This is a genomic window from Mucilaginibacter sp. P4_C11, assembly GCF_056402115.1.
In genome coordinates, this window is record NZ_JBFUIA010000015.1 from 147,236 (window position 1) to 173,237 (window position 26,002).

General features: G+C 43.4%; 24 protein-coding genes. 12 read left to right on the top strand and 12 right to left on the bottom strand.

The genetic code is table 11. The annotated features are described in order from the left end of the window. The first annotated feature begins 63 nt into the window (after nucleotides 1-63). Together gpmI and AC1DU2_RS15705 are read left to right on the top strand one after the other, a co-directional pair. Nucleotides 64-1,587, top strand: a complete 1,524-nt coding sequence (gpmI, locus tag AC1DU2_RS15700) for a 2,3-bisphosphoglycerate-independent phosphoglycerate mutase (protein ID WP_477385239.1) — start codon at nucleotides 64-66, stop codon at nucleotides 1,585-1,587. Continuing rightward, a complete protein-coding gene (locus AC1DU2_RS15705; protein WP_477359282.1) occupies nucleotides 1,574-2,134 on the top strand; it encodes a hypothetical protein in 561 nt (186 codons plus the stop codon). Before gpmI ends, AC1DU2_RS15705 begins: the two co-directional genes overlap by 14 nt. Nucleotides 2,135-2,141: 7 nt before the next feature. Here the strand turns inward: AC1DU2_RS15705 and AC1DU2_RS15710 are convergent, their stop codons facing one another. From AC1DU2_RS15710 to AC1DU2_RS15720, 3 genes are all read right to left on the bottom strand, one after another. After that, nucleotides 2,142-2,300: a hypothetical protein gene (locus AC1DU2_RS15710; RefSeq protein WP_477385240.1), complete on the bottom strand. Its 159-nt coding sequence runs from the start codon at nucleotides 2,298-2,300 to the stop codon at nucleotides 2,142-2,144. A gap of 108 nt (nucleotides 2,301-2,408) precedes the next feature. Beyond that, nucleotides 2,409-3,281 (bottom strand): Rpn family recombination-promoting nuclease/putative transposase, encoded by an 873-nt coding sequence (locus AC1DU2_RS15715; RefSeq protein WP_477385241.1) that lies wholly within the window; start codon nucleotides 3,279-3,281, stop codon nucleotides 2,409-2,411. Nucleotides 3,282-3,309: 28 nt separating this feature from the next. Continuing rightward, nucleotides 3,310-3,951: a tetratricopeptide repeat protein gene (locus AC1DU2_RS15720; RefSeq protein ID WP_477359274.1), complete on the bottom strand. Its 642-nt coding sequence runs from the start codon at nucleotides 3,949-3,951 to the stop codon at nucleotides 3,310-3,312. 365 nt (nucleotides 3,952-4,316) lie between these two features. Between AC1DU2_RS15720 and lon the strand changes: the two genes are divergently transcribed. Continuing rightward, nucleotides 4,317-6,791, top strand: a complete 2,475-nt coding sequence (gene lon / locus AC1DU2_RS15725; RefSeq protein ID WP_477385242.1) for an endopeptidase La — start codon at nucleotides 4,317-4,319, stop codon at nucleotides 6,789-6,791. A gap of 235 nt (nucleotides 6,792-7,026) precedes the next feature. Beyond that, nucleotides 7,027-7,632 carry a hypothetical protein gene (locus tag AC1DU2_RS15730; RefSeq protein WP_477359268.1) on the top strand — a complete coding sequence of 202 codons (606 nt, stop codon included), beginning with the start codon at nucleotides 7,027-7,029 and terminating at the stop codon, nucleotides 7,630-7,632. 475 nt (nucleotides 7,633-8,107) lie between these two features. Here AC1DU2_RS15730 and hisS read toward each other — a convergent pair whose 3' ends face one another. Continuing rightward, a complete protein-coding gene (gene hisS / locus AC1DU2_RS15735) occupies nucleotides 8,108-9,481 on the bottom strand; it encodes a histidine--tRNA ligase (protein ID WP_477385243.1) in 1,374 nt (457 codons plus the stop codon). Between the two features lie 431 nt (nucleotides 9,482-9,912). Here hisS and AC1DU2_RS15740 point away from each other — a divergent pair, with 431 nt between their 5' ends. Then, nucleotides 9,913-10,422, top strand: a complete 510-nt coding sequence (locus AC1DU2_RS15740) for a GNAT family N-acetyltransferase (RefSeq protein ID WP_477385244.1) — start codon at nucleotides 9,913-9,915, stop codon at nucleotides 10,420-10,422. A 660-nt stretch (nucleotides 10,423-11,082) separates the two neighbouring features. Here AC1DU2_RS15740 and AC1DU2_RS15745 read toward each other — a convergent pair. The 5 genes from AC1DU2_RS15745 to AC1DU2_RS15765 form a co-directional block, all read right to left on the bottom strand. Next, nucleotides 11,083-11,526: a low molecular weight protein-tyrosine-phosphatase gene (locus AC1DU2_RS15745; protein WP_477385245.1), complete on the bottom strand. Its 444-nt coding sequence runs from the start codon at nucleotides 11,524-11,526 to the stop codon at nucleotides 11,083-11,085. Nucleotides 11,527-11,624: 98 nt separating this feature from the next. After that, nucleotides 11,625-12,419 (bottom strand): S1/P1 nuclease, encoded by a 795-nt coding sequence (locus AC1DU2_RS15750; RefSeq protein WP_477385246.1) that lies wholly within the window; start codon nucleotides 12,417-12,419, stop codon nucleotides 11,625-11,627. Next, the gene (locus AC1DU2_RS15755; protein WP_477385247.1) at nucleotides 12,419-12,847 is read right to left on the bottom strand and encodes a hypothetical protein; all 429 of its coding nucleotides are present in this window, start codon (nucleotides 12,845-12,847) and stop codon (nucleotides 12,419-12,421) included. Before AC1DU2_RS15755 ends, AC1DU2_RS15750 begins: the two co-directional genes overlap by 1 nt. A gap of 227 nt (nucleotides 12,848-13,074) precedes the next feature. Next, nucleotides 13,075-14,469, bottom strand: coding sequence for a class II fumarate hydratase (gene fumC / locus AC1DU2_RS15760; RefSeq protein ID WP_477385248.1), 1,395 nt, complete (start codon nucleotides 14,467-14,469; stop codon nucleotides 13,075-13,077). Between the two features lie 188 nt (nucleotides 14,470-14,657). Beyond that, nucleotides 14,658-15,440, bottom strand: coding sequence for a LytR/AlgR family response regulator transcription factor (locus AC1DU2_RS15765; RefSeq protein ID WP_477385249.1), 783 nt, complete (start codon nucleotides 15,438-15,440; stop codon nucleotides 14,658-14,660). A gap of 202 nt (nucleotides 15,441-15,642) precedes the next feature. Between AC1DU2_RS15765 and AC1DU2_RS15770 the strand changes: the two genes are divergently transcribed. Further along, nucleotides 15,643-17,499, top strand: a complete 1,857-nt coding sequence (locus AC1DU2_RS15770; protein WP_477385250.1) for an alpha-amylase family glycosyl hydrolase — start codon at nucleotides 15,643-15,645, stop codon at nucleotides 17,497-17,499. 184 nt (nucleotides 17,500-17,683) lie between these two features. After that, the gene (locus AC1DU2_RS15775; protein WP_477385251.1) at nucleotides 17,684-18,901 is read left to right on the top strand and encodes a CehA/McbA family metallohydrolase; all 1,218 of its coding nucleotides are present in this window, start codon (nucleotides 17,684-17,686) and stop codon (nucleotides 18,899-18,901) included. Nucleotides 18,902-18,976: 75 nt separating this feature from the next. Here the strand turns inward: AC1DU2_RS15775 and AC1DU2_RS15780 are convergent, their stop codons facing one another. From AC1DU2_RS15780 to AC1DU2_RS15790, 3 genes are read right to left on the bottom strand one after another with little or no spacing between them, the layout of a single operon-like run. Continuing rightward, a complete protein-coding gene (locus AC1DU2_RS15780) occupies nucleotides 18,977-19,270 on the bottom strand; it encodes a hypothetical protein (protein ID WP_477359236.1) in 294 nt (97 codons plus the stop codon). 2 nt (nucleotides 19,271-19,272) lie between these two features. Further along, nucleotides 19,273-20,295 carry a tetratricopeptide repeat protein gene (locus AC1DU2_RS15785; RefSeq protein ID WP_477385252.1) on the bottom strand — a complete coding sequence of 341 codons (1,023 nt, stop codon included), beginning with the start codon at nucleotides 20,293-20,295 and terminating at the stop codon, nucleotides 19,273-19,275. A 40-nt stretch (nucleotides 20,296-20,335) separates the two neighbouring features. Further along, entirely contained in the window at nucleotides 20,336-21,307 is a 972-nt protein-coding gene (locus AC1DU2_RS15790) for a tetratricopeptide repeat protein (RefSeq protein WP_477385253.1), read from the bottom strand. 141 nt (nucleotides 21,308-21,448) lie between these two features. On the opposite strand from AC1DU2_RS15790, the gene AC1DU2_RS15795 reads away from it, so the two are divergent. The 5 genes from AC1DU2_RS15795 to AC1DU2_RS15815 all read left to right on the top strand — a co-directional run bounded on the left by AC1DU2_RS15795 (nucleotide 21,449) and on the right by AC1DU2_RS15815 (nucleotide 25,616). Next, nucleotides 21,449-22,666 (top strand): serine hydrolase domain-containing protein, encoded by a 1,218-nt coding sequence (locus AC1DU2_RS15795; RefSeq protein WP_477385254.1) that lies wholly within the window; start codon nucleotides 21,449-21,451, stop codon nucleotides 22,664-22,666. A 188-nt stretch (nucleotides 22,667-22,854) separates the two neighbouring features. Continuing rightward, nucleotides 22,855-23,169, top strand: a complete 315-nt coding sequence (locus tag AC1DU2_RS15800; RefSeq protein WP_147052802.1) for a YbaB/EbfC family nucleoid-associated protein — start codon at nucleotides 22,855-22,857, stop codon at nucleotides 23,167-23,169. 104 nt (nucleotides 23,170-23,273) lie between these two features. Next, nucleotides 23,274-23,954, top strand: coding sequence for a metal-dependent hydrolase (locus AC1DU2_RS15805; protein ID WP_477359224.1), 681 nt, complete (start codon nucleotides 23,274-23,276; stop codon nucleotides 23,952-23,954). Between the two features lie 111 nt (nucleotides 23,955-24,065). Next, a complete protein-coding gene (locus AC1DU2_RS15810) occupies nucleotides 24,066-25,085 on the top strand; it encodes a Gfo/Idh/MocA family oxidoreductase (RefSeq protein ID WP_477385255.1) in 1,020 nt (339 codons plus the stop codon). A gap of 42 nt (nucleotides 25,086-25,127) precedes the next feature. After that, nucleotides 25,128-25,616, top strand: a complete 489-nt coding sequence (locus tag AC1DU2_RS15815; protein WP_477359218.1) for a TlpA family protein disulfide reductase — start codon at nucleotides 25,128-25,130, stop codon at nucleotides 25,614-25,616. Nucleotides 25,617-26,002 lie beyond the last annotated feature (386 nt).

Here is a 26,002-nt window from a genome sequence, read left to right on the forward strand (position 1 = left end):
TAAGTATAAATCTAAATTCAAAATTTATAGCCATAAGTACATTGTTGCATTTATATTTGCAATGTGGAAAATAAAAAAAAACTCGCATTAATTATCCTCGATGGCTGGGGTTACGGCCGTAACGATCAATCGAACGCTATACTTGCCGCCAACACACCTTTTGTTGACATGATGCTGCAAACTTATCCAAATTCCAAACTGGAAGCATCTGGTATGGCGGTAGGCTTGCCGGCCGGGCAAATGGGCAACTCCGAGGTTGGGCACATGAACCTTGGCGCAGGCCGCGTGGTTTACCAGGAATTGGGCCGCATTCATAAAGCTGTTGATGATAATGAATTACCTACCATCCCGGTTTTAAAAGATGCTTTTGAATACGCCAAACAAAACAACAAGGATGTTCACTTCATCGGTTTAGTGTCTGATGGCGGTGTTCACTCACACATCAGGCACGTAAAGGGCCTTTGCGATGCAGCAAAACAGCTGGATGTAAACAATGTATTTATCCATGCCTTTTTAGACGGACGCGATACCGACCCTAAATCGGGCTTAGGTTTTATTACCGAACTGGAACAACATATAGCAGGCACATCTGCACAAATAGCTACTGCCATTGGCCGTTACTATGCTATGGACCGCGATAACCGCTGGGAACGCGTTAAACTGGCTTATGACCTGATGGTCAACGGCGAAGGTGAAGCCACGCAGCACATAACCGACCTGATCAAAAAATCGTACGAAGATGGGGTTACCGACGAATTCATTAAACCAATAGTAAGGGTTGATGCTGATGGTAAGCCTTTGGCAGTTATAAAAGATGGTGATGTTGTTATATGCTTTAACTTCCGTACAGACAGGGGCCGCGAGATTAGCCTGGCGCTAACTCAAAAGTCGTTCCCGGAATACAACCTGCACCCGTTAAACATCCGTTACATCACCATGGTACCCTATGATGAAACGTTTAAAAATGTACAGGTGGTTTTCAATAAAGAAGACCTGACCAAAACATTGGGCGAAATTTTGCAGAATGCAGGCAAAACGCAGATCCGTATTGCCGAGACCGAAAAATACCCACACGTAACCTTCTTTTTCTCGGGCGGGCGCGAGCGTGAGTTTGATAACGAGAAACGCTTGCTGGTACCATCGCCTAAAGTGGCCACTTATGATCTGCAGCCAGAGATGAGCGCGGCAGGTATTCGCGATGCCATCATTCCTGAACTGGAAAGCGGCTGGCCCGATTTTGTTTGCCTGAACTTTGCCAATACCGATATGGTTGGCCACACCGGTGTTTTTAGCGCCGTTGTTAAAGCTGCCGAGACGGCAGATGCCTGTACAAAAGCAGTTGTTGAGGCTGGTTTAGCCAATGGTTATAGCTTTATCATCATTGCCGATCACGGTAATGCCGACTACATGATTAATGATGATGGCACACCAAACACCGCTCACACCACCAACCTGGTACCTTGTATCATAATAGACAAAGATGTAACCCGTGTAAGCGATGGCAAACTGGGCGACATTGCACCTACCATTTTAAAAATACTGGGGGTTGATATCCCCGCGGAAATGACCGGTAATGTATTGGTATAAACTGAAACTAACATATAATGCCACCCTATTGGGTGGCATTTTGCTTTTATCGGGTTTACAAGCCTGCAGGCCCGATAAAACGCAATCAAACGGTACCCTGAAGTATTTTGATATAGCTGGGTATTTTAAAGCCGACACGGCCACGCTAACCAAGCTAAATCCGCAGGTTGACAAAACTGTTACCCACAACGGAGTAACAGAAAACAAAACCGTACAAATTGCCAACTGGGGGCAGGAATTTAACCTATTTATCCTTTCAGACATTAACCGCCCGGCCTGGAAAAACAGCTACAGCATTTTAAACACCGATTCGCTTATTATTTACCGGGCTAAAACACCTGATTTGCGTACCACCGAGGTGATGATTAAAAAAGACGGCGATAAAGTAAAATGGATTGTAATATTCAATCATACCAAAAACCTGCTTTATGAAACCCGCGAAAAATTAAGCTACTTCCCAGATTCGGTTTACCAGATAGAAAAATCGCAGCAGGTGAGGCTGATGGGGAAGAATTTATATAGGATAAAGGGAGTTTTAAAGAAGTAGGCTTTTATTACAAGCTTTCTATTTCTTCAATCGACAGCCCGGTACCCCTTGCAATATTTTCAGTGCTCATTCCAATTTTTTTACATGCACGGGCAATTTCCAATGCTTTTTTACGCTCGCCTTTCTTTATGCCTATTTCCATGCCTTTCTCAACGCCTATCTCCATACCTTCTCAATTCCAATTTTCATCCCTTTCTCCATACCTTCTTTCATGGCATAGTCACGCACATTCTTATTATCCCATTTGTATTTTAGGCTGCTATCGTACATGCAATTATAACTCGTTTATTTCTGCTATTGACAAACCGGTACCCTTGGCGATATCCTCTGCGCTTAATCCCATCTTTTTAAACTCACGGGCAATTTCCAATGCTTTTTTATGCTCGCCCCGCTCCATACCTTCTTTCGTGGCATAGTCAAGCACATTCTTATTATCCCACTTGTATTTTAAGCTGCTATCGTACATGTTTTTTTCCTCCTTTGTCAGGTTAGTATATTCGGCAATGTTAAATAGTTTTTCAAATACCGGCTTCCGCAGGTAAACCGGTATCTTATCCATCTGGCTCATATTTTTTAATACATACAGCCATCTGTCTAAATCGGTTTCCAGTTTGGTACCGTCTTTAACAAAATTACGTAATTCAATATACGTATAACCCAATTTATCGTAAAATATTTCTCCTGTATCCCTGTTACATAAACTAATATCGTGCAGGTATGCGGTTGAATTACTTACTTCGAGTGTAAAATCTTCCAATAAGGCAACCAGGTAAACCCCGGTTAGGTTATAAGCCCAGTCGCTGCGCCTGCCTTTGGGCGCTTGGTCGCTTATCAGGCGGCTGGTATAAAACAAAGCCCTTTCTTTAAAATAACCTTGCCTGCCCCTTTGCACCTCAATTATAAAGCGCTCATTATTGTCACCGGTGCAAAGCAGATCAAATATAGCACCGCCCTCATCACGTAAATCGCCGGGATGCTCATTTTTATTGTAACTCAGATCGACGATATGTTTGCTGCCTCTGAAAACCTCGTTTAAAAAAGCAATCAACAGGTCTTTATTAGGCTCACTGCCAAAAATCTTTTTAAAAGCAAAATCAACTAAAGGATCGATGTATTTACCGGTAACAGGCAGGTTATTGTCAGGCATAGCCAAATATAAAGCTTATACACCAATTTTAATGCTTGGTAGCCGCGGTTAAGCTTGCCTGGGTCAGTTTTTCTTTAGACTGATCAATGAGTGCGGCGATATCATTTCGGCCGGGGTTGGCATTCAATATCTTTTCCAGATCGGCAACAGAAGCTTTTAATGAATTTATACCGCGGCTTCTGTCATAAAAGCGGGAATTTGTTTGAAGCTTGAACATACCATAATCGCGGTAGGCTATACCCCTGTTTTGGTAGTATTTACTATCACCCGGATCATCGTTGATAGATATGGCTTTGGTAAGGTCGACAATCGCTCCCAATAAATATAGCTCTTTATCGGCATCCTTAGTCTGGTTATCTTTACCCAAATAGCTTTTTGCGCGGGCCCTGTAATAGTAAGCAGTAGCATCAGCCGGTTTTATGGCAATTACGCGGGTATAGGCTGCTATTGATTTTTTGTAGTTATCGCTGTGATAGTAAGAATAGCCCAACATCCACAAGGCATTAGCATTGGTCGAATCGGTAATGCAGGCTTTTTCAAGGTGTGCAACTGCCGATCTGAAATCGCCGTCCATAACAGCTTGCTGCCCCATTTTTACATAAGCACTCTGCGCCAATGTAGTTTCAATGGTTGACAGTAGCAGGAACGGTAAAATGACTGAAAGCCTCATCAACGGATTAATGGTGAACAAATTGTATATCATTAACTAACATTACCTCGAATTATTATGCCAAAATTAAATTTATTAAAAATAATTACATCGGGCAGCTCAATCGGGAAAGCGATACTATGACTTTTTTTCATCTTTAACAACAAAATCATGTTTATTTAAAAAATTGGTGTTAAATTTACAATTACCACATAATCAAAACATTACAGCACCAAATCAATTGTTATTTGTTATTAACATAACTTGGCACAGCTCTTGAAACATAATGCAGCACAGGTTTTAACCATCAATTACCTGTATATTACAAGCCCTGCAATTTTATGGGCTGACAACATGACGTTATTTTCTACACAAAAAATATATTAATGAGTTTCGATCCATTCGATTTTAAAAACGCTTTACCGGTTATAAACGAAGACTCTGAGTTTTTTCCTTTAATGTCTACCGAAGACGAGGAGGAAATGAACAACGAGCAATTGCCTGATATACTGGCTATTTTGCCGCTGCGCAATACGGTGCTGTTCCCGGGGGTTGTAATCCCGATAACCGTTGGCCGCGACAAATCAATCAAACTTATTCGTGATGCCAATAAAGGCAACCGGATGATTGGGGTGGTTGCGCAACAGGATGTGGGTATTGAAGACCCCAATTTTAGCCAGTTAAACAAAGTAGGTACCATTGCGCTCATCATCAAAATGCTGCAAATGCCCGATGGTAACACCACCGTTATTCTGCAGGGTAAAAAACGTTTTGTTTTAAAGGATGAGGTTCAGTCAGAACCTTATATTAAAGCAACCGTTGAGCCTTTTCACGAAACCAAAATAAAAGAGGACAAAGAGTTTAAAGCCATGGTATCGTCTATAAAAGACATGGCCATGAATATTATCCAGCTATCGCCTAATATCCCCAGCGAAGCCGGCATTGCTATCCGTAATATTGAAAGCACTTCATTTTTGATCAACTTTATATCATCAAACATGAATGCCGATATGGCGGCCAAGCAACGCCTGCTGGAGGTTGCCAGTTTGCGCGAAAGGATTAACCTGGTACTGGAACACCTTACACTTGATTTGCAGATGTTGGAGTTAAAAAACCAGATTCAAAGCAAGGTACGTGTTGATTTGGATAAGCAGCAACGCGATTATTTTTTAAATCAACAGCTTAAAACCATACAGGAAGAGTTGGGCGGTAATTCCCCTGATTTAGAGATAGACAGTTTACGCCAGCGTGCCCTTAAAAAGAAATGGGCAAAAGAGGTTAAAGACCATTTTACCAAAGAGCTGGAAAAACTTGCCCGTACCAACCCTGCCGCGGCAGATTACTCGGTACAGATCAACTACCTGGAGTTGTTGCTCGATTTACCATGGAACGAGTTTACCAAAGATAACTTCGACCTGAAACGCGCCCAAAAGGTTTTGGATAAAGATCATTTTGGACTGGATAAGGTTAAACAACGCATTATTGAATACCTGGCCGTGCTTAAGTTAAAGCGCGATATGAAAGCGCCTATCCTTTGCCTGGTTGGCCCTCCCGGAGTTGGTAAAACCTCGTTGGGTAAATCTATCGCCAAAGCTTTAGGCCGCAAATATGTGCGCATGGCTTTGGGTGGTATCCGCGACGAAGCCGAGATTCGTGGTCACCGTAAAACTTATATTGGCGCCATGCCGGGCCGCATTATCCAATCGGTAAAAAAAGCAGGCGCAGCAAATCCTGTTTTTATTTTAGACGAGATTGATAAAGTAGGAAACGATTTTCGCGGAGACCCATCTTCGGCTTTATTGGAGGTGCTTGACCCCGAACAGAACAGCACTTTTTATGACCACTATGTAGAGATGGACTTCGATCTTTCAAATGTAATGTTCATTGCAACTGCCAACTCCCTGAGCAGTATCCAGCCTGCGCTATTAGACAGGATGGAGATTATTGAAGTGAACGGTTACACCATTGAAGAAAAAATAGAAATTGCAAAACAACACCTTGTACCCAAACAACGCGAGGCCCATGGCTTAAAATTAAAAGACATTGCCCTTAAAAGCGATATCCTCGAAAAAATCATTGTTGATTATACCCGTGAATCGGGCGTACGTGCGCTGGAGAAAAAGATTGGTTCGGTAGTGCGTGGTATTGCCAAAAACATCGCCCTGGAAGAGCCTTACAGTCCCGCAGTAAATAAAAAAGACATCGAAAAAATATTGGGCGCGCCAATATTTGACAAAGACCTTTACGAAGGCAACGATGTAGCCGGCGTTGTAACAGGCCTGGCCTGGACATCGGTAGGCGGCGACATTCTGTTCATCGAAGCAAGCTTAAGTCCCGGTAAAGGCCGTTTAACGCTTACCGGCAGCCTGGGCGATGTGATGAAAGAATCGGTAACTATTGCCCTGGCATATTTAAGGGCACATGCCGGTTATTTTGACATCAACCCAAAACTTTTTGACCTTTGGGATGTGCATGTGCACGTGCCGGCAGGTGCTACGCCTAAGGATGGCCCATCGGCAGGTATAACGATGCTTACAGCCCTGGTTTCGGCGTTTACGCAACGTAAAGTAAAACCCAACCTGGCCATGACAGGCGAGATAACCTTACGCGGCCGAGTTTTGGCCGTTGGCGGCATCAGGGAAAAAATACTGGCGGCAAAGCGCGCTAATATTAAAGAGATCATCCTTTGTAAATCAAACCAGAAAGATATCCTGGAAATTAAAGAAGATTATATAAAAGATTTAAATTTTCATTATGTAACCGATATGCGCGATGTGATTAAGCTTGCGTTACTGGAAGAAAAAGTAACCGAACCGCTTGACCTTACGATTAAGGAAGAAAGCAAGCCGGTTTTAAATTAAAACAAAAATTACAAAAAAAGGCGCCTGATATGGCGTCTTTTTTTGTTTGTATAAGCTATACATTGTTAAAATCAATTAAATAGGCCCGGCTGATGTTTATTTTAATCGTGATTTATTTAACTGATAATCAAACCAACACCACTGCCTAAACCGGCAAACAATCATTTTTGAAACCTTTTATTGCCCGTAAGCGTAATACAACATGAATTGTATATTAATTCTACTTACCTAAAGAATGAAGAAATTTTTTACTCTTAACGGAATAATTCTGACTCTGCTCCTATTGTCCGGGCTTGGGGCATCAGCACAAATTGTTGAGCCTAATATGACGGATACTGTTAAAAAATCGCATCCAACAGGCACCAAAAAGATTGTTATAGATACCACCAAGGTTGATTCAACCAGTTCTGAACCGGAAGGCGACCGTGCCCAAACCGCTTTTTTTGAGGTTGGCGGGCCTGGCCTGGCACTAACAGTAAATTACGATATGCGCTTTGGCCACAGGCGCAACGGCCTGGGCTTTAGAGTTGGTGCCGGTTACTTTGCTACCGATGGCAATAACGTTTTTTCGGTACCGATACAAATCAATTACCTGTTTGGAAAAGGTAACAGCCTGATTGAACTCGGCGGCGGTACTACCTTTTTAAACTCGCACGGTAACAGCAATGGCAAAACCTTCATTTTCGACAGGGTTACAGGCTTTATTGGCACCGCAACAATAGGCTACCGCTACCAACCCCAGGAACGGGGCATCAACCTGCGAATAGGGTTTGTACCTATATTTTACGACGAGGGCATTATTGCAGCCGGCGGCATTAGCGTAGGCTACACCTTTAAATAAATTTTTCAGGGCAACGTCAAAAATATCATCCAGATTATTTCAGGATCCCGCAGGACAGCAGACATACTGCCCAAATTTGCATATAGATCAGCAAGTAGGATACCGGAAACACGTCATCCATGATATATTCTATTTTCCTGTCATCCTGAGTATTAAAATCCGAGCAATTCTGAAGGAGGGATGACATCATAAAATAGGCTGTCATGCTGAGCCCCGTCGAAGCATAGTGGGCAAAGGCCTCTCCGTGCGACCCTTCGACAGGCTGCCATTGATACATTTGTAACTTACTGATTATCAATTAAAAAAAACATCATTTGCAACGCGATCATTGTGCACAAATAAAGGTTACTTAGGATGACAGTGTTTTATTTTTGAATATCAACCCGTTCAGAAGCCGCGAATTTTACTACTGAGCATAAAAAGCCTGGAAGGAATGCCATTATCCAAACCCGTAAGGAATGCAGACAGTAGTTATTTACCTCGCCATCCTGCTAACAATCTCTTCCGCAGTTAATTTCTCCTGCACACCGCTGGCCATATCTTTGAAAGTTAATAAACCGCTTTGCATTTCATCGCCACCGATAACTACAGTGTAGGGGATATTTTTATTATTGGCATAATCCAGCTGTTTCTTGATTTTGGCGCCGGCCGGGTAAAGTTCCGTGTTAACATTTTGGCGACGCAATTGCTGCAATAATGGCAATGCGTAGGTTTCGCCCTCCTTATCAAAGTTACATATCAGCACCTGGGTGCTTTGGTTGGCCGCGGTTGGGAAAAGATTTAGCTCTTCCAAGACATCATAAATTCTGTCGGCACCAAAGGAGATACCTACGCCGGTAAGGCCTTTGAGGCCAAACATACCGGTAAGGTCATCGTACCGGCCGCCGCCGCCGATGCTGCCCATGGCTGCCTCGTTTGTTTTTACCTCAAATATGGCCCCTGTGTAATAATTTAGGCCACGGGCAAGGGTTATATCCAGTTCAAGTGTTGCGGTTTGCAGCGGGCAGCTTTCAATGTATTTAAAAACAATTTCTATCTCGTCGCAACCTTTAAGGCCCATCTCTGACTGGGCCAGTGCCTCGCGCAGGCTTTGTAGCTTTTGGGTGTTTGAACCCTCCAGCAAAATAACCGGTTTTATTTTTTCAATGTCGGCCTCGGTAAAGCCACGGTCTATCAATTCTTTGGTTACACCATCCAGGCCTATTTTGTCCAGCTTGTCGATGGCAACGGTAAGGTCGATAATGTTGTCGGCCTTATCAATGATCTGGGCTATTCCGGTCAGGATTTTGCGGTTGTTGATCTTGATGGTAAAATCTTTAAGTCCTAATTTGCCTAAAGCTTCGTCATATATCAGTATAAACTCTGCCTCGTTCAGCAAAGAATCCGAGCCAACCACATCAGCATCGCACTGGTAAAATTCGCGATAGCGGCCACGTTGCGGCCTGTCGGCACGCCAAACGGGTTGAACCTGGAAGCGTTTGAACGGGAAGGTAATCTCGTTCTGGTGCATTACTACGTAACGTGCGAAGGGCACGGTTAAATCGTAGCGGAGGGCTTTTTCAGAAATATCTGCGGCCACAGCATTCGAGTTAAGCACCGCCAGCTTTTCGGGATTTACTTTGGCCAGATAATCGCCGCTATTCAATACTTTAAAAATCAGTTTATCGCCTTCCTCACCATATTTGCCCAGCAGCGTTGATGAGTTTTCCATCGTCGGGGTTTCTATCTGCTGATAGCCGTATTTACGGAACACGCTTTTAATAGTATCGAAAATGTAGTTACGCTTCACCATTTCAACAGGTGAAAAATCGCGGGTGCCTTTTGGTACGGATGGTTTGATGGATGCCATGCGGCAAATGTACAAAAAAGCAAATTATACGTTTTGCAAAGTTGGATGTAGGCACGCGGTTACAGGCTGCCCACAAAAACACAAAAATATCCTTTTGAATGCCATTGAATTTTCAACTGCTGGCAACAACTTTTGAATGCGTTTAATCAGGGAAAACAACAGATTTTGTGTTAACCATGAAAAAAGTACAAACAATTGATTATCAAGTATTTATTATATAATATTTCTAAAAAGTGTTAAGTTATGTTAACCCAGTTTGAATATATGGATACTATACAGGGCACCGGCCCTTGAAGACGCCGGATCGTCAACCCTTAAACCTGTGCAATACCTGATCGAATATTCAGTCAAACGATCTGCATCCTTTATATGACACTCTTTTTACCATCCGCAATGCCAACCAATGCCCAATTACCATATTTTTGAAGGCCATGAACATTATCACACAAACACCCCGCTTGCTGATCCGCGAATTTACTGCTACCGACGAAGCCTTATCCCTTGTTATGGACGAGGACGAACGCCTTACGCAATACGTAAAGAAGCGCACCCCGGCCGAAAGCAAGCAGGTGTTTAAGGATACCCTAAAGGATTACAAAAACAAAACCGGCCTGGGCCGCTGGGGAATTTTCAACGTAGCCGATAATGATTTCATTGGCGTATGCATGCTAAAACCCAGCGAATCGGAAGGTGATAAAATTGAATTGGGCTACCGCCTGCATTTCAAATACTGGGGACAAGGCATTGCCACTGAACTTTCAAAAGCTTTAATTGACTACGGTTTCAATAAAGTTGGATTGACTGAAATTGCAGCCGTTACCCATCCCCAAAACGCGGCTTCACAAAAGGTTTTGTTAAAAGCCGGCATGCAACGTTTTGGTGAGGCTTTTTGGTATGGAGAGGATTTGCCGTTTTTTAGGGTGAGAAAAGGCGCGATTTAATTACTACATTGCTTTAGGGAGTACAACGAGATTTTTTTGTAATAATTGACATCGGCCCGCTCATTCGCCGCGGGAGGGCTTGTTACTTTGTCTTGATACAAAGTAACCAAGACCGAGCATAGCGAGATAATGAGCACCAAAAAAAAACAAATAATAAGCGAATAAATCAAGTCAGCAGAAATGCTTCTTTGCGCTCAAGGCCTTTGCCCGGCAAAACGGCCAAAACCTGGGCTGGAATTATTTTGCCCTCACCCACATAGACCCACACACGTGCAAAAACTTCCTATGCCCTGCAGCCGCACGGCCCCGCATTGTTTTGACCGTTTTCACCCGAAGCTGTTCTGCTGACACATTGGGGAACACGAAAACTAAATAATAGGGAAAAGCCGCTGTTAAGTTTCGTGAATTCGAAAAATTACGAACAGATAAACGACGAGACGATGTACAGCTAAATTCTGTTTATTCTTTAATTCTAAAAATTCAGGTTCAGACAAACGCGATAGGGATCGACGCGGATACCGGCCAATGTGGCTAAGGCCTGTGCAGTATGAGCAAAGAGCCCGGGCAGAAGGCATCGCCATGGGATAAGTCGAAAGTCAAAAGTCAGAAGTCGGCAGTCAAAAAATTTGGAAAAACGAATTAATAATCAGCAACGATGCCTTAATTTTTCCCCGTCAACTCCCTTATAATATCCTTACAGCCACCTTCTATCAATTCAAACACCGGCTCAAACTGGGTATCGTCGTGGTATGGGTCGGGTACAATTTTATCGCCTAAAAGGAGCTTTACTTTTTGCGCATGTTCATCGTTACGGGCCATGTTCAGGATGTCGCTGAGGTTATATTTATCCATCACGAAGATATGATCAAACTCGTCAAAATCGCTTTGCCTGAACAGGCGGCAAATTTGGTTGCTGATATCAATGCCGTGGTTTCGGGCCGCGCGGGTCGACCGCCTGTCGGGTCCCTCGCCTACGTGCCAGTTACCGGTACCTGCCGAATCTACCTGCCAGCCCAAATCCTGCTCATCGCTCAGGTGCTGCATTATCCCCTCGACCAGCGGCGAACGGCAGATGTTACCGAGGCATACCATTAGTATTTTCATTCTCTTTAAGGTAAAGGGTGAAAGGTAAAAGGCGAAAGGTTTTTTGGATCGGGCTGCCTAACCTTTTGCCTTTAACCTTTTACCTTTCGCCTCCAAAATCAACCAAACAACTGATTCAACACACCGGCCAGGCGGATGCCGGCTTTAAGGAGTTGTTGGTTCAGGGTGGCTATGTGGTTAAAGTTGTATTTGTAAGTAAGGTTATCGCCTGGTTTAATGTCGGCGTAAAACTTTTCGGCCAGTTGGTTGCTTTCAAACAGCCATTGGCTTATGGGGTCTTTTTGCAGGGCTACGCGCTGGGCGGGGGTGCTGTGGTTTATCCAGGTGGCATATTCAGTATAGCTCAATTGCTGGTTATCTATCAGCTGGCTATCCCAAACCGAGTGCAGGTTGCTGTCCTTGCCAAACCATTGTACTTTAAAGTCGTTACCGCCTTTGTCGCTGGTGTGGCCGGTGTGAAATGGCTGGTGCACATCCTCAACAATATGAATCAGCATGCGCAGGTAAAGCAGTTTGTTGGCTTTGGTTGTGCTTTTATTTTTAAGGCCGGCTATCAAAAAATTCATTTTGGTATAGGCATCTGTAGCTGTGTCGGCCTTTAAATAGGTTTGTAATTCGGGGTAGGTATAAGCCTTATCCAGATCGATAAAATGCCAGTTGTACAGGTAGCCATACGCGGGATCGGATTTAATAAAATCGGCCCAGTTGCTGGTAATCGCTATCGATTCGTCGCCTAAAATGGCCTGTATGGCTTTGCGTGCCTTGGGCGTTAAATAGCTATCGGCTATCTGGCCGCAAATGCGGTGGCCATTGGTACCCCATGCCATGCTTTGCACCGGGATGTAGCAAATGGCTACAAAAAAAAAGAGTTTTTTAAAGATTGATGTTTTCATTATAGTGGTTTTGGGATGCAGCTTGCTCGTTTAACCAAACGCGCCTGTATAGGGATTACGCTTGATGTGCTTGTAAATTGAATGAGCGAATCTTTAGGTTGTTTTACTTTAAAAAACTCCTCGTAATCGCCCCACCGGAAACAGGTTTTCTCGTCCTTATAACTCAGGTTGGCGTTGCAAAATTCGCCTTTAAGATGCAGGGTATCCTGCTTTTGCGAATAGGTGCCGCGAATGTACTCGTCCCAATGGCCTTTATTCATACAGGTATCTGCGCCGTAGTTTACCTTGCTTACGGTACTTATCTTCATCACAAACGAATCGCAGCTAAATTTAATGTGGTATAGCGAATAGGTAACTAAACGCTTCTCTGCCGGAACCGAATCCTGCTTCCACTCGCCCTGCAAATAAGTTAATCCTGGCTTTTGCATGTTAGGGTTCATACTACATGAGCCAAAAGCGAAAAGCAGAAAGCAGAAAGCGAAGAAGAAAAAAGCTTTTTTGCTGAAAGTTGAAGGCTGAAATCGAAAGGCCTGTTTTGGGGTAAAAGCTGGAAGTTGAAAGCTAAAAAAACGGTTTGGCATATTTGAACTTGCTATTCAAAAGCAGTAAATCAAAAGCCCCTCTCCTGAAGGAGAGGGGTTTGGGGTGAGGCTTCTTATAAGCTACCTATCATATTTTCGGGTATAACCCATTGGTCAAACTGCTCGTTGGTTAACAGGCCCAGGCCAATAGCGGCTTCGCGCAGGGATTTGTTTTCCTTTAACGCGGTTTTGGCAATTTTGGCAGCATTTTCATAACCAATGTGTGGGTTAAGCGCGGTAACCAGCATCAGCGAGTTTTCGAGGTGTTTTTTGATACCGGCATAATTTGGCTCGATACCTACAGCGCAATGATCATTGAACGACACGCAGGCATCGCCAATTAACCTTGCCGACTGCAGGAAGTTGGCAGCCATAACCGGTTTAAAAACGTTCAGTTCGTAATGACCGTTTGAGCCGCCGATAGAAATGGTTACATCGTTACCCATTACCTGCGCTGCTACCATGGTAACAGCTTCGTTTTGGGTTGGGTTAACCTTACCGGGCATAATGGATGAGCCTGGCTCGTTATCCGGAATATGGATCTCGCCAATACCCGAACGCGGACCAGAGGCCAGCATCCTGATATCGTTGGCTATTTTCATTAACGATACGGCTATTTGTTTAAGCGCGCCATGGCTCTCTACAATAGCATCGTGTGCGGCCAGGGCCTCAAATTTATTTTCGGCTGTGATGAATGGCAGGCCGGTAAATTGGGCAATGTATTCGGCCACTTTAACATCATAACCTTTTGGGGTGTTGATGCCGGTACCTACTGCCGTACCGCCAAGGGCAAGCTCGGACAGGTGATCAAGTGTGTTACGCAGGGCTTTAAGGCCGTGGTTTAGTTGTGATACATAGCCAGAAAACTCCTGACCTAACGTAAGCGGCGTAGCATCCATCAGGTGGGTGCGGCCAATTTTTACTACCGATTTAAAAGCCTCTACTTTTAATTGCAGGGTATCGCGCAGTTTTTCAACACCGGGAATGGTTACATCCATCAGTATTTTATATGCCGCAATGTGCATGGCAGTTGGGTAAGTATCGTTTGATGATTGCGATTTGTTTACATCATCATTTGGATGGATGAACGTTTTACCTTCGCCCAGTTTGTTGCCTTGCAATACGTGGGTGCGGTTGGCCACAACCTCGTTTACATTCATGTTTGATTGTGTGCCCGAGCCTGTTTGCCAGATAACCAGCGGAAACTCTGTTGCCAGCGAGCCTGTCAAAATCTCGTCGCAAACCTGTGCTATCAGGTCGCGCTTTTCGGCAGATAGTACACCTAAGTCGGTATTGGTATAAGCGGCAGCTTTTTTCAGATAGGCAAACGCGTCGATGATCTCTTTGGGCATAGATGCCTCCGGACCAATTTTAAAGTTGTTGCGTGATCTTTCCGTTTGTGCTCCCCAGTATTTATCGGCAGGTACCTGTACCTCGCCCATGGTATCGTGTTCGGTCCTAAAACTCATGATGTTAAATTTTGCAGGGGCAAAGTTATGTTTTTATCTGATGCGGGAGATGGAGAAATGGTAATCTTTTTGTGATGGAGGGGCAACATCGGTGGTTGACGTATAGACCGCCGGCTCTGTTTTAATTTCAATTATTTTATCAAGTGACGCTACTGCCCCATCAGGTCGATTTTACAATCATGTTACTATTACGATAAGATCTCCCGAACCTTAGAAATATAGGACCTGCCAATTGGAATCTCTTTATCTCCTATAGTTATCTCGCTGTTGTTATGACTTTCAATCTTATTTACAGCAACAATAAACGACCGATGTACCCTTGCAAATAGTACTCCCGGCAATTTATCTTCCAGTTCTGATATGGATGAGTAGGTTTTATAGGTTGCGGTTAAGGTAAAAATAACAAGGTAGTTGCCCTGTGCTTCAACATAGCATATATCGTTAAATTTAATTTTTACTATCCGGCGTTCGCATTTAACCGAAAGAAAGGCATCTTCATCACCAGGAACTATCAACACATGCTCAATGGGACCTTTTTCAACCGCAATTTGCAGAGCCTTTACTTTTTCTGAATGTAATAGCTGGTATAATTTAACGCAAAAAGGTACTGTGAGCACAAACTGAAGCTTAATACAATTATATAAAAAGGGGGCAATACTCAATAGAGGCTCTTTTGTCCAGGCGGTCAAAAAATATTTTAGAATAACGTAATTATCTATCAATCGTAACAACAGTGCGAATACCGCCATTAACAAAACATACACAGCTATAAAGCGGATAAGTTTTTGATGAAAAAGCAAATCTGCCATCAACGTTTCTACAACTATGGCAACAAAAAAAACCTTGGGGATTAAACTAAAGAACTCGTTTCTAAAAACGGTAAAGAAGTCGCTGGCCGAAAGCCCCTGCAGAATTGTAAACAGCAATAAGTAGCCAACCCAGTACAGGGTATACAATTCTATCCTCTTCAATTTCCTTTTAGCTATTAAGCGTGGCACGTTTTAAAAGTAATAAAATTAGCAGGGCCAACATAAAAGTATTGCGCATTTACTTTTAAACTACGCGGCCTTAACTGTCGTTCGCCCTCCTTTTTCCGCTGTCTGCATCAAAAATTGGTGTATTTCAGTTCAACATTTACTTTGCCCTTCCAATTAATAATCTCATTAAATCATCATGAAGAAAAATCTTTTAACCTTATTATTTATTACCATACTCGGATATTTAAATCTGTATGGGCAGCAAACCAACATCTACCCTACCAATTGGTGGGTTGGCATGAAAATGAACCATGTTCAATTATTAATCAGAAGCGAAAACAAAACTTTATCTCAGCAAAAAATCAAAATCAATTACCCTGGTATCACCGTACTCCAAACTCATCATTTCCCCAACCTAAAATATACGGCCGTTGATATCTCTATCAGCCCTGCCGCAAAGCCGGGATTGGTAAAAATCGTTTTTGGAGATGGTGTTAATTCTTCGATATTACCATGGCCGCTATTAGCACCCCCCCTGGGCAACGGCAGTAGCTATGCGCAGGGGGTAACTTCGGCTGACTTTATAGATCTGCTGCTGACAGACCGGTTTAGTAATGGCGATACAAAAAATGACAGAATAACCGGAATGAGGGACCAATCGCTGAACCGCGATTCGATGTACTTAAGACACGGCGGCGACTTTCAGGGTATATTAAATCATATCGACTATTTTAAAAGCCTTGGCGTAACCGCTTTATGGCTTACGCCGGTAATGGAAAATAACATGCCCAACCGCACCGAACACGGTTATGCCATTACCGATCATTATAAAATTGATCCCCGCTATGGAAGCGACTCTCTTTATGCACAATTAAGCAATACGCTGCATAAAAACGGGATGAAACTGATCATGGATGTGGTATACAACCATACCGGCCTTTACCATTTTTTGGAGCAGGATCCTCCGGCAAAAGACTGGATGCACCGTTGGCCCCAATTTACCCAAACGAATTACAGGGAACAAACCCAGTTTGATCCGTACGCGGCACCATCAGATAAAAAGAAAATGACAGATGGCTGGTTTACCGCCGAAATGCCGGATGTTAATCACTCTAACCCATTTATGGCAAACTATATGATCCAAAATATCATCTGGTATGTGCAAAAGTTTGGAATCGACGGGATAAGGATAGATACCTATACCTACAACGACATGGATTTTGCTAACCGGTGTAACCAGGCAATAATGAACGAATTTCCTAAGCTTACTTTATTTGGCGAAACAAGGGTATTTGGCGTTGCCAATCAATCGTATTTTAATCAGAACAATTTCAATTTACCTTTCAAAAGTAATTTGCAAGGCTCGGTGGATTTTCAATGCCTGTATTTTGGCATTATCCCGGCGCTGATGCAGCCATTTGATTGGACGGATGGAGTTAATAAATTGTATTATACCTTAAGCAGCGATTTTTTAAATAAAGATGCAACCCATAATGTGCTTTTGCTGGATAACCATGATGAGCCCCGTTTTTTTTCGGTTGTGGGCGAGGATGTTGAAAAGCAGAAAATTGGCTATGAATGGTTATTAACGTGCAGGGGTGTTCCGCAGTTATACTACGGATCGGAAGTGCTTTTAAAAGGCTTTACCAACCCCGATGGTTTGGTAAGAGCTGATTTTCCTGGTGGATGGACCACGGATAAAAAAAACGCATTTACCGGCGAAGGTCTTACCGCCGATGAACTCGCCGTTCAAAATATTGTTAAAAAACTGGGCACTTTCCGGAAAACCTCATCAGCATTAAAAACCGGAAAAATGATGCACTATATACCGGTTAACGGACTATATGTCTATTTCAGATATGATACCAAACAAACGATAATGTGTATTATGAACACTGCAAAAAAGGAAAATACAATTGATTTTGGCAAATATATTGAAAGGACAACAGGGTTTACCAAAGCCCAAAATGTAATAACCGGCAACTTGCTAAACACAACCGAAAAAACTACCATACCTGCAATGCGTATGTGGATTTTAGAGTTGAGTAATTAGTTTGATTTTAGCAGGTGCCAGGCACCTGCTAACACTTTCGGGTAAATCGTTAAACTTAGTGCAGTTTATAACCCTTAAAAAAAATAGCATTGTCACAATCTTATTCATTTTGCGGGCGCTAACGTTGAGTTAATATGCGTGGGGTAGTTTGCCGCCCAAACATACTACCCTTTAATCATTTGATATGACTTTTAACAATTACAAAAAAACGACGCTGGTAAATGCTTTGCTGCTTATCATCGGCACATTTGCCTGCACTGCAGCATTAGCCCAGGCACCCCACATCAACCCCTGGGCAGCAACCGAAGTTGGCCAGCTGCCGCCAATTGCCAGCCTGAGCAAGGGCGTTTGGCTCAAGGGCGAACTGCATGTGCACTCGCGGCATAGTACCGAATCGTCCAATAACCCCATCGCCAAAATCATCGCTTTTTCTAAATCGGCGGGGATTGATTTTGTGGCCATTACCGATCATGATAACCATGTAAACGGCGATGTAGCCCATCACACCTGGGCCGACCCTGAATTTAAATCAGATTCGGTACTGTTGCTTTACAGCGCCGAGTGGACAACAACCCGTGGCCATGGTAATGCCTTCTCTGCCGTGCCTTATGATCATCAAAAGCTATATGACGTGCGCGATCAGCGCGATGTGGTGGTAGGCGCCGTAAAAAAACAGTTGGGCATCCACCTATCGGCCAACCACCCAAGCGGGAAAGATCATTTCGGGTATTCGTACGATATAGTTAATTCAATCGAGGTGTGGAACTCGGCTATCTGGTCGAAAAATGCCAATGCCATCATGATCTGGGACGACATGCTGTCATCCGGCCGCAAGCTTACCGGCCGCGGCGGCAGCGACGCCCACCATGGCGTTCCCGATTCGCCGGATAAGGAAACCAAAAACAGCTACCAGGCCAAGGCCAACTATGTGGGCACTCCGACCACCTGGGTATTTGCCACGGCACGCACCACGCAGGCGGTTATTGACGCCCTTACCAACGGGCGGGTATGCATCAGCCAGAATCCGTACGCCCCAAGTGTTGAATTTTATGCCGATATAAACCAGGATGGTAAAATGGATATGATGATGGGCGATAATGCCAAAGCCACAGGCAAGCCGGTGAAATTCCGCGTGCAGCTAACCGGCAAAGTGCCTGCCGATGGGGAGTACACCATCAACATCATAAAAAATGGCAATCCTTTTAGCAGCTTTAAAACCACGGGTAAAACGCCGATGATTGAGTTTACAGATTCGCCGACAACTGTCGAGCGGAGTTATTACCGCGTAGAAGTACAAGGCACACCTACACCCTACCCGCAGGTTCCCGGATCAGTGGCCCTGAGCGGTAATATGGTTGGCTTATCAAACCCGATATTCTTTAATTTTGATCCTAATTTTTGATGGGGAAAGCGGGTCTGTGATAAATATGCCTGCATATGGTGTAAAAACAAACTTACACCATGTGCAGGCATTATGCTATTTTGTGTAATAAGCCCTGCCATTAAATGCGGGCTCTTTTTCATTCACTATCAAAACAAGTATTAACAGTACAAAACTTGTTATAGCAGCTATCTTACAAAAAACAATGGTGTGCAATATGCTTATTTGCTCTTCATCCAACCCGGCAAAAGCATCATTACCCTTAAGCTGAAAATCCTGTACCTGGTATTTGTAACTCACCATGTTGTTTACCCAACCATAGGCAAAAAACAAGGTCAATACCGCAAGCACAATCAGCGTTACCGAAAGCATCCGTTGGCTTATCCTCATTATCAAAACTCCCTTTTTGTAGCTGTTACCCAGGCATCCAAGGCTGATAGTTTGGCGTTGTTATCTTTAAACCATTGCAGGTTTTCTTCCTGGTTTGCACCCAGGCTAATCAGGCGGGCAAAGGCGGGCATATTATCCGTCTCGGAAAGTTTTTTAAAATAATCACCCAGGAAGTTCTTATAAAAAGGGTCGCCTTTCTTGTCTTCAAAAGTATTGGCAATACTAAAAATCGCCTTGAGTTGCAGGGTAAGAGAATCAGTTTCAGTTAGATCTTTTTTGCCCGATGTGGCGTTAACTATAGCCATCGGCATCAGTAAATTGGCGCCGCTTAAATCATCAGTTGATATATTAATGGTCACGTTTTTTTCGCCCGTTTGCTTTACACCATAATTGATGATATACTGAACATACCGGTATGCCTCGGCCGACCTTTTGGTTTGTGGTTCAAGCATTAAAAAACTAGACCATGCCAAAAGTGACACTCCGCGTTTGTTTTCATAAAAAGTAGCCATAGCATGAGCGCGCTGGCTGCTGGCATGCTTTGGATCGAGCTTAATAGCCTCCACCGCATAATTTTCGGATTCGGCGTATTTTTTTTGACGCAGACAGGTTATCGCCAGGTTATAATGCAGCCGCTGATATTGCGGATCGACGGCTATCCCTTTTTTATAATATTCAATAGCCTTATCGGGCTGCTTGTCATCGTCATAAATACTGCCCAGCATATCATAAGCACCACCGGATTTTGGATCTAAAGCGAGCAGCTTTTCGAGGTAAGCTATAGCCTCCTTTCCCCTGCCCGAACTAAAAAGGCTGTAACTAATTTCGTGGTAGGCGCTTGAATATTCAGGATCTATTTTTAAAGCCTCTTTATATTTGGCAATAGCTTCATCGTATTTGCCGGCATCGTGCAGGGCAATACCTTCTTTTACCAAAGCTTTGGCATCGTCCTTAGTCTGCCCGAAAGCCACCGGCCCGTAAGCAATAAACAAAATAATCAGCAGGAATTTGTGATAGGTTTTCATGCCTAAATTTAGGCAGCAGTTTTAATTAAAAGAAGGATTTTCAAAACTTTCTTTCCGTCGCCGCTACCCATGCATCCAGCGCTTTACGCTTATCCTCATTTTGCTGCAGCCACTGTTTGTTAGCTTCCTTATCTGCGCTTAAACCCATCTGCCTTGCAAACGCGGGCATATTGGTGGTTTTACTAAGGCTGTAAAAAAAATCCGCATAGTTATGTCTGAAAAAATCATTCCCTACCTGCTTTTCGGCCAATTGCCCAATTGCTTCAAAAATCGACTTTAGCTGATTTTCCAATACATCGGCAGGGGTTAAACCTGGTTTTGCTTTTGCAATGGCAGCATTCAAGGCCCTGTTCAAGGCTATGGTTGATGCCTCCGCTTTGGCGTCCTCTGTTTTAAGCGTGCCGCCTTTTAAAATGCTTTGCATATTGGTATAGGCCTCATCGCTGCGCGGGCCTTCGGGTTCCAGGAGTAAATAGCTGCAAAAGCCCATCAGCGCTGCTGCCCTTTTATTTTGGTGGAAAGTTACCAGGCCGAACAGCCGCTGGCTGTTGGCATGTTTGGGGTCGAGTTTTATGGCTTCTATGGCCGCCTGCTCGGCTTCGGCAAATTTTTTGGCGCGGAAATAGGCTATGCCAAGGTTAAAATACAAAGGCTGGTAGTCGGGCTTTATTTTCAGGCCTTCTTTATAAGCATCAATGGCTTGTTGGGGTTGGTGGCTGCTGTCATAAATACCACCTAACAGTTCAAATGCCGGGCCGGTAAAATTGGAGTTGGCTTTGGTTACTTTAACCAGGTAGGGGATTCCGTCGGTACCCTTACCCGATGCATTCAAGCTGAATGCTATCTGATAATTGGCCCGTGCATTATCAGGTTCGGTTGTTAAAGCCAGTTTATATTTTTCGATAGCACCGGCATAATCATGCTGATTATTGAGCTGGATGCCTTGTTTTATCAACCCCGCAACATCGGTATCCTGGGCCTGAACAGCAACCGAAAATAGTAAAACGGACATCAACAGACTGAGTTTTTTAACAATATTCATACATTAAACATACAAAGAGTATGAAGTAAACGAAAAAAATAAAAACTTTAATGTTAACCTGCTGTATAATTTCTAATTTTCGCATTCGTTTTAAGTGTGAGATTCTGATCTATGAAGTTATTGTACAAGAGTACCCTTTCGTTCGCGTCCTTACTGCTGATTTTAACAGCCTGTTCGTCAAAAAATAAAGATAAAGCGCAAAGCGCCGCCGGCCCTGCCACCGCCAAACCACTGGATACGGTTACCTTGCTGGCCTACAACCCCAAAAACGCCGATAAAAAAATAGATGCGGTGATGCAGGAGTTGCACCGTACCCGTGCATTTAACGGCAATGTGCTGGTAGCCAAAAAAGGAAAAATCATTTACGAAAATGCTATTGGCTGGGCCGACTACCTGCACCGCGACAGCCTGCAAATAGGCTCGCAGTTTGAACTGGCCTCGGTTACCAAAACCATGACCTCAACAGCCATTTTGATGCTGATGGAACGTGGCAAGCTAAAACTGGATGATGATGTAAAAAAGTTTTTTCCTGATTTTCCGTACGATGGGGTTACCATTCGTTTGCTGCTTGCGCACCGCTCGGGTATGATGAATTATGTGTATTTTATTGACGATATATACCGAAGCCAGCATCTGAATCAAAGGAAAGGCCTTACTAATATGGATGCAATGAAAATGATTGCCGATTACAAACCGCATCCATTCAATGTACCCAACAAGCGCTTTTTGTACAATAATTCAAACTTCATGGTGCTGGGCTCTATTATCGAAAAAGTGAGCGGCGTATCATATGCCCAGTTTATGAAAGATAATGTATTTAAGCCGGCCAGTATGCTGCACACTGCGGTTTACTCCAAAGCGGTTTATGATAAAATACCGGTACACGTAGTTGGGCATGACCGTGGCCAGTGGAAGTACTCGGTAGCGCAAAACTTTTTAGATGGCCCGGTAGGCGATAAAGGTATATATAGTACCGTTAAAGATCTTTTCCTGTTTGACAGGGCGCTGCGTGCCGGTATATTGCTGAAACAAGCCACGCTCGATTCGGCCTACGTGCCGCGTAATCCAATGCTGCACGGCCACTTTAGCTATGGTTACGGCTGGCGCACCTTTACGGCACCAGGCCAGCAGGTTATTTACCATACCGGCTGGTGGCATGGTTTCAGGCACATTTACCTGCGCGATATGAAAAACGATATCACTATTGTTTTGTTATCAAACTTAGCCAATGGCAGCCTGCTAAAACTTGATGACCTGTTTAAAGCCGCCGGCATGCCTATTGTACGTAAAAGCGCGTACAACGGTAATGGTGATACGAGTGATGATTAGGTCATTGGTCATTGGTCATTGGTCATTGGTCATTGGTCATTGGTCATTGGTCATTGGTCATTGGTCATTGGTAGGAATCGCTTTTTGAGTATCTTGTTTTAAAAATTGTAAAAATCAGGTATCAATAACATTTAAATAATTGTTCATCTGCATATTTGCACATCTGAAATCTGCACATCTATAAAGTTATGTTTGATAAAATAATGGAAGCCCAGCAAAAGGCTGGCGAATCGAAAAAACGCCTCGATGCTATTACGGTAACAGGCAGCGCCGAGGGCGGCAAAATTGTGGTAACGGCCAATGCCAACAAAGTGGTAAAATCAATCAATATCAACCCCGATTTTTTGGCTGATGCCGACAAGGAAGAACTGGAAGAGTTATTGGTTGTAGCTTTTAACAAAGCCATGGAACAAGCCGATAACGTAAGCCAGGCCGAAATGGCTGCCATGACCAAAGATATGTTTGGCGGAATGCCGGGTTTAGGAAACTTGTTTGGAAAATAGTTCTGAGCCTTGAATTCTGAGTTTTAAGTTTTTTCTCATTAACTCAAACTGCCGACTCATTATTTAACTCAACACTCATCACTTAAAACTCAAAACTAATAAAAATGAAAACTACCTTTTACGGACAATCAACTGTCGGGATAGAATTGAGTACCGGCACCAAACTTTTGTTCGACCCATTTATAACATACAACCCATTGGCCAAGGATGTTGATTTGCAAAGCCTGAAACCAGATTATATCCTGGTATCACACGGACATGGCGATCATGTTGCCGACCTGATAGAGGTGCAAAAAAACAGTGGCGCCAAAGTTATCTGCATCGCCGAAATTGCCAACTGGCTTAACGGCAAAGGTATTGACAACGTACATGGCATGAATATAGGCGGTGGTTTTAACTTTGATTTTGGCCGGGTTAAAATGGTGAACGCCGTGCACTCCAGCACTATGCCTGATGGCGCCGCAGGTGGCAACCCCGCAGGTTTTTTGTTAACCATCGACGGTAAAAAAATCTATTTTGCGGGTGATACAGCACTTACTTACGATATGAAGCTGCTGGAAGATGAAAACCTTGACTGGGCTTACTTCCCCATCGGCGATAACTACACCATGGGCGCCGACGATGCTATTAAAGCTGCAGGTTTTATTAACTGTAAAAACATCATAGGTATTCATTACGATTCTTTTGATGTTATTAAAATTGATAAAGACGAGGTAAGAGAAAAATTCATCAAAGCCGGGTTAAATTTAAAGTTGCCGGCTATTGGCGAAACTGTTGATTTGTAGGTAAACGAGTTTTCTTTATTTATGTCATTGAACACCAACTTTGTCAATCTTAAATAAACGTCTCACAAATAATCTTATTTTTACCCTATAACTAAAGGCAAATAAATATCAATGTCAACAAAACCAATAGTAACCGGGCTTATGGCCTATGGTATGTCGGGCCGTATTTTTCATGCGCCGTTTTTATCAACCAATCCTGGCTTTACATTTAAAGCAGTTGTAGAACGCCATGAAAAAAAGGCGGGTAAAGTATATCCTGATGTAGTTAGCTACAATACTGTAGATGAACTGCTAAATGATGACGAACTTGAGTTGATTATTGTTAATACGCCAAACAACACCCACTTTGACTATGCCACGCGTGCATTAAATGCTGGCAAACATGTGCTGATAGAAAAACCGGCAGCGGTTACTTCGGCCGAAGTGAAGGCGCTATTTGATTTGGGCAGGCAGCTTGATTTAAAAGTAATGATTTACCACAACCGCAGGTATGATAGTGGTTTCATCTCCGTAAAAAAGGTGATTGAAAGTGGTCGCCTGGGCGAGCTGATAGAGGTACATTTCAGGCTCGACAGGTATCGTATGCCTATCGGTGTAAAACAATTCAAAGAGACTAAAGACACGCCCGGTAATGGCTTAACTTACGATTTGGGGGCACACCTGGTTGACAACGCCATTAGTATTTTTGGCCGGCCGTTGAGTTACGTAAAAACAACGGCCATACACCGGCCCGGATCGCAGGTAGATGATTATTTTCACATTCACCTAAGCTATCCCAATCAATTAAACGTTTATCTAACGTCGGGCCTGTTGATTGCCGAACATTTGCCGGGCTTTGTTGTACATGGCACATTGGGAAGTTTTGTAAAGTTGCGTACCGATGTACAGGAGGCACAACTTGACGCCGGAATAATGCCCGATGCAGCAGGTTTTGGTGTTGAACCCGAAGGTAGCGAGGGTAAACTGGTGTTGATGGGACTTGATAATGAGAAAACAGTAGAATGGGTTCCGTCAGACAAAGGTAATTATAATGGTTTATTTGATGCCGTGTATCATACAATACGCGAAAATGCGTTATTCCCGGTAACCGAAGAAGATATAGCCTGGCAGATAGAATTGCTGGAAAGCTAAAAATATCGTAACTATGCTTTAATGAAAATTTATATCAACATAATGAAAAGAATATGTTTGTTGCTTTGCCTTATTGTGGCGGCCGGCTGCAGCCAGGCGCAAACCATGCCTGCCAATAGCAAAATTGCACCATACCACATATTAACTACCGACAGCGTTTACGTAACGCCTGCCGACCTGAAAAAGAACAGGCCGGTGATGGTGATTTATTTCTCGCCGGATTGCAGCCACTGCCAGCACCTGATGTATGATTTAAAACCCGAACTGGATAAGCTAAAAGGGGTACAAATTGTAATGATCACTTTTGTGAACCAGCTAAAGGCCATACAGGTATTTCAGCGCGATTTTGATTTGGCTAAGTATCACAATATTATTATAGGTACCGAAGGGTATACTTACGTAGTGCAACGCTATTACCACGTGCAAACCACACCGTACATTGCCATTTATGATAAAAACGGAAAACTTGCCCAGGCTTATGATAAGGTGCCCAAAATTCCCGTGCTGATGGATGCCATTAAGAAGGTGTGAAATTAGATGTGCAAATATGCAAAATTTCAGATGTGCAGATGATTTTTTGATTTGGGAGATTTCAATATATCTAAAAATCTGATGCAAATAACAAAGCCTTGCGGTGTTAAACTCGTAAGGCTTTGTTGTTTTTAATGAGGTAATGATGCCAAAAATAGTTGGTGGAATTAGTTAAAAAAAGCAGTATATAGCAAATGCAGATATAAGAGTACCCAGGCTCTGCAGAGGTGCAACCTGCCAGCAATAATATTTGCGAACGATACCATGGCCGGACGAAAGTCCGGCTTTTTTTATTCATGGTAGAGTTCAAATATGGCTAAGAAAACCTATTGCCATTTTGTTTATTCTTGAGGAACAAGTACCATAGAATAAACTCTTTTCTATGC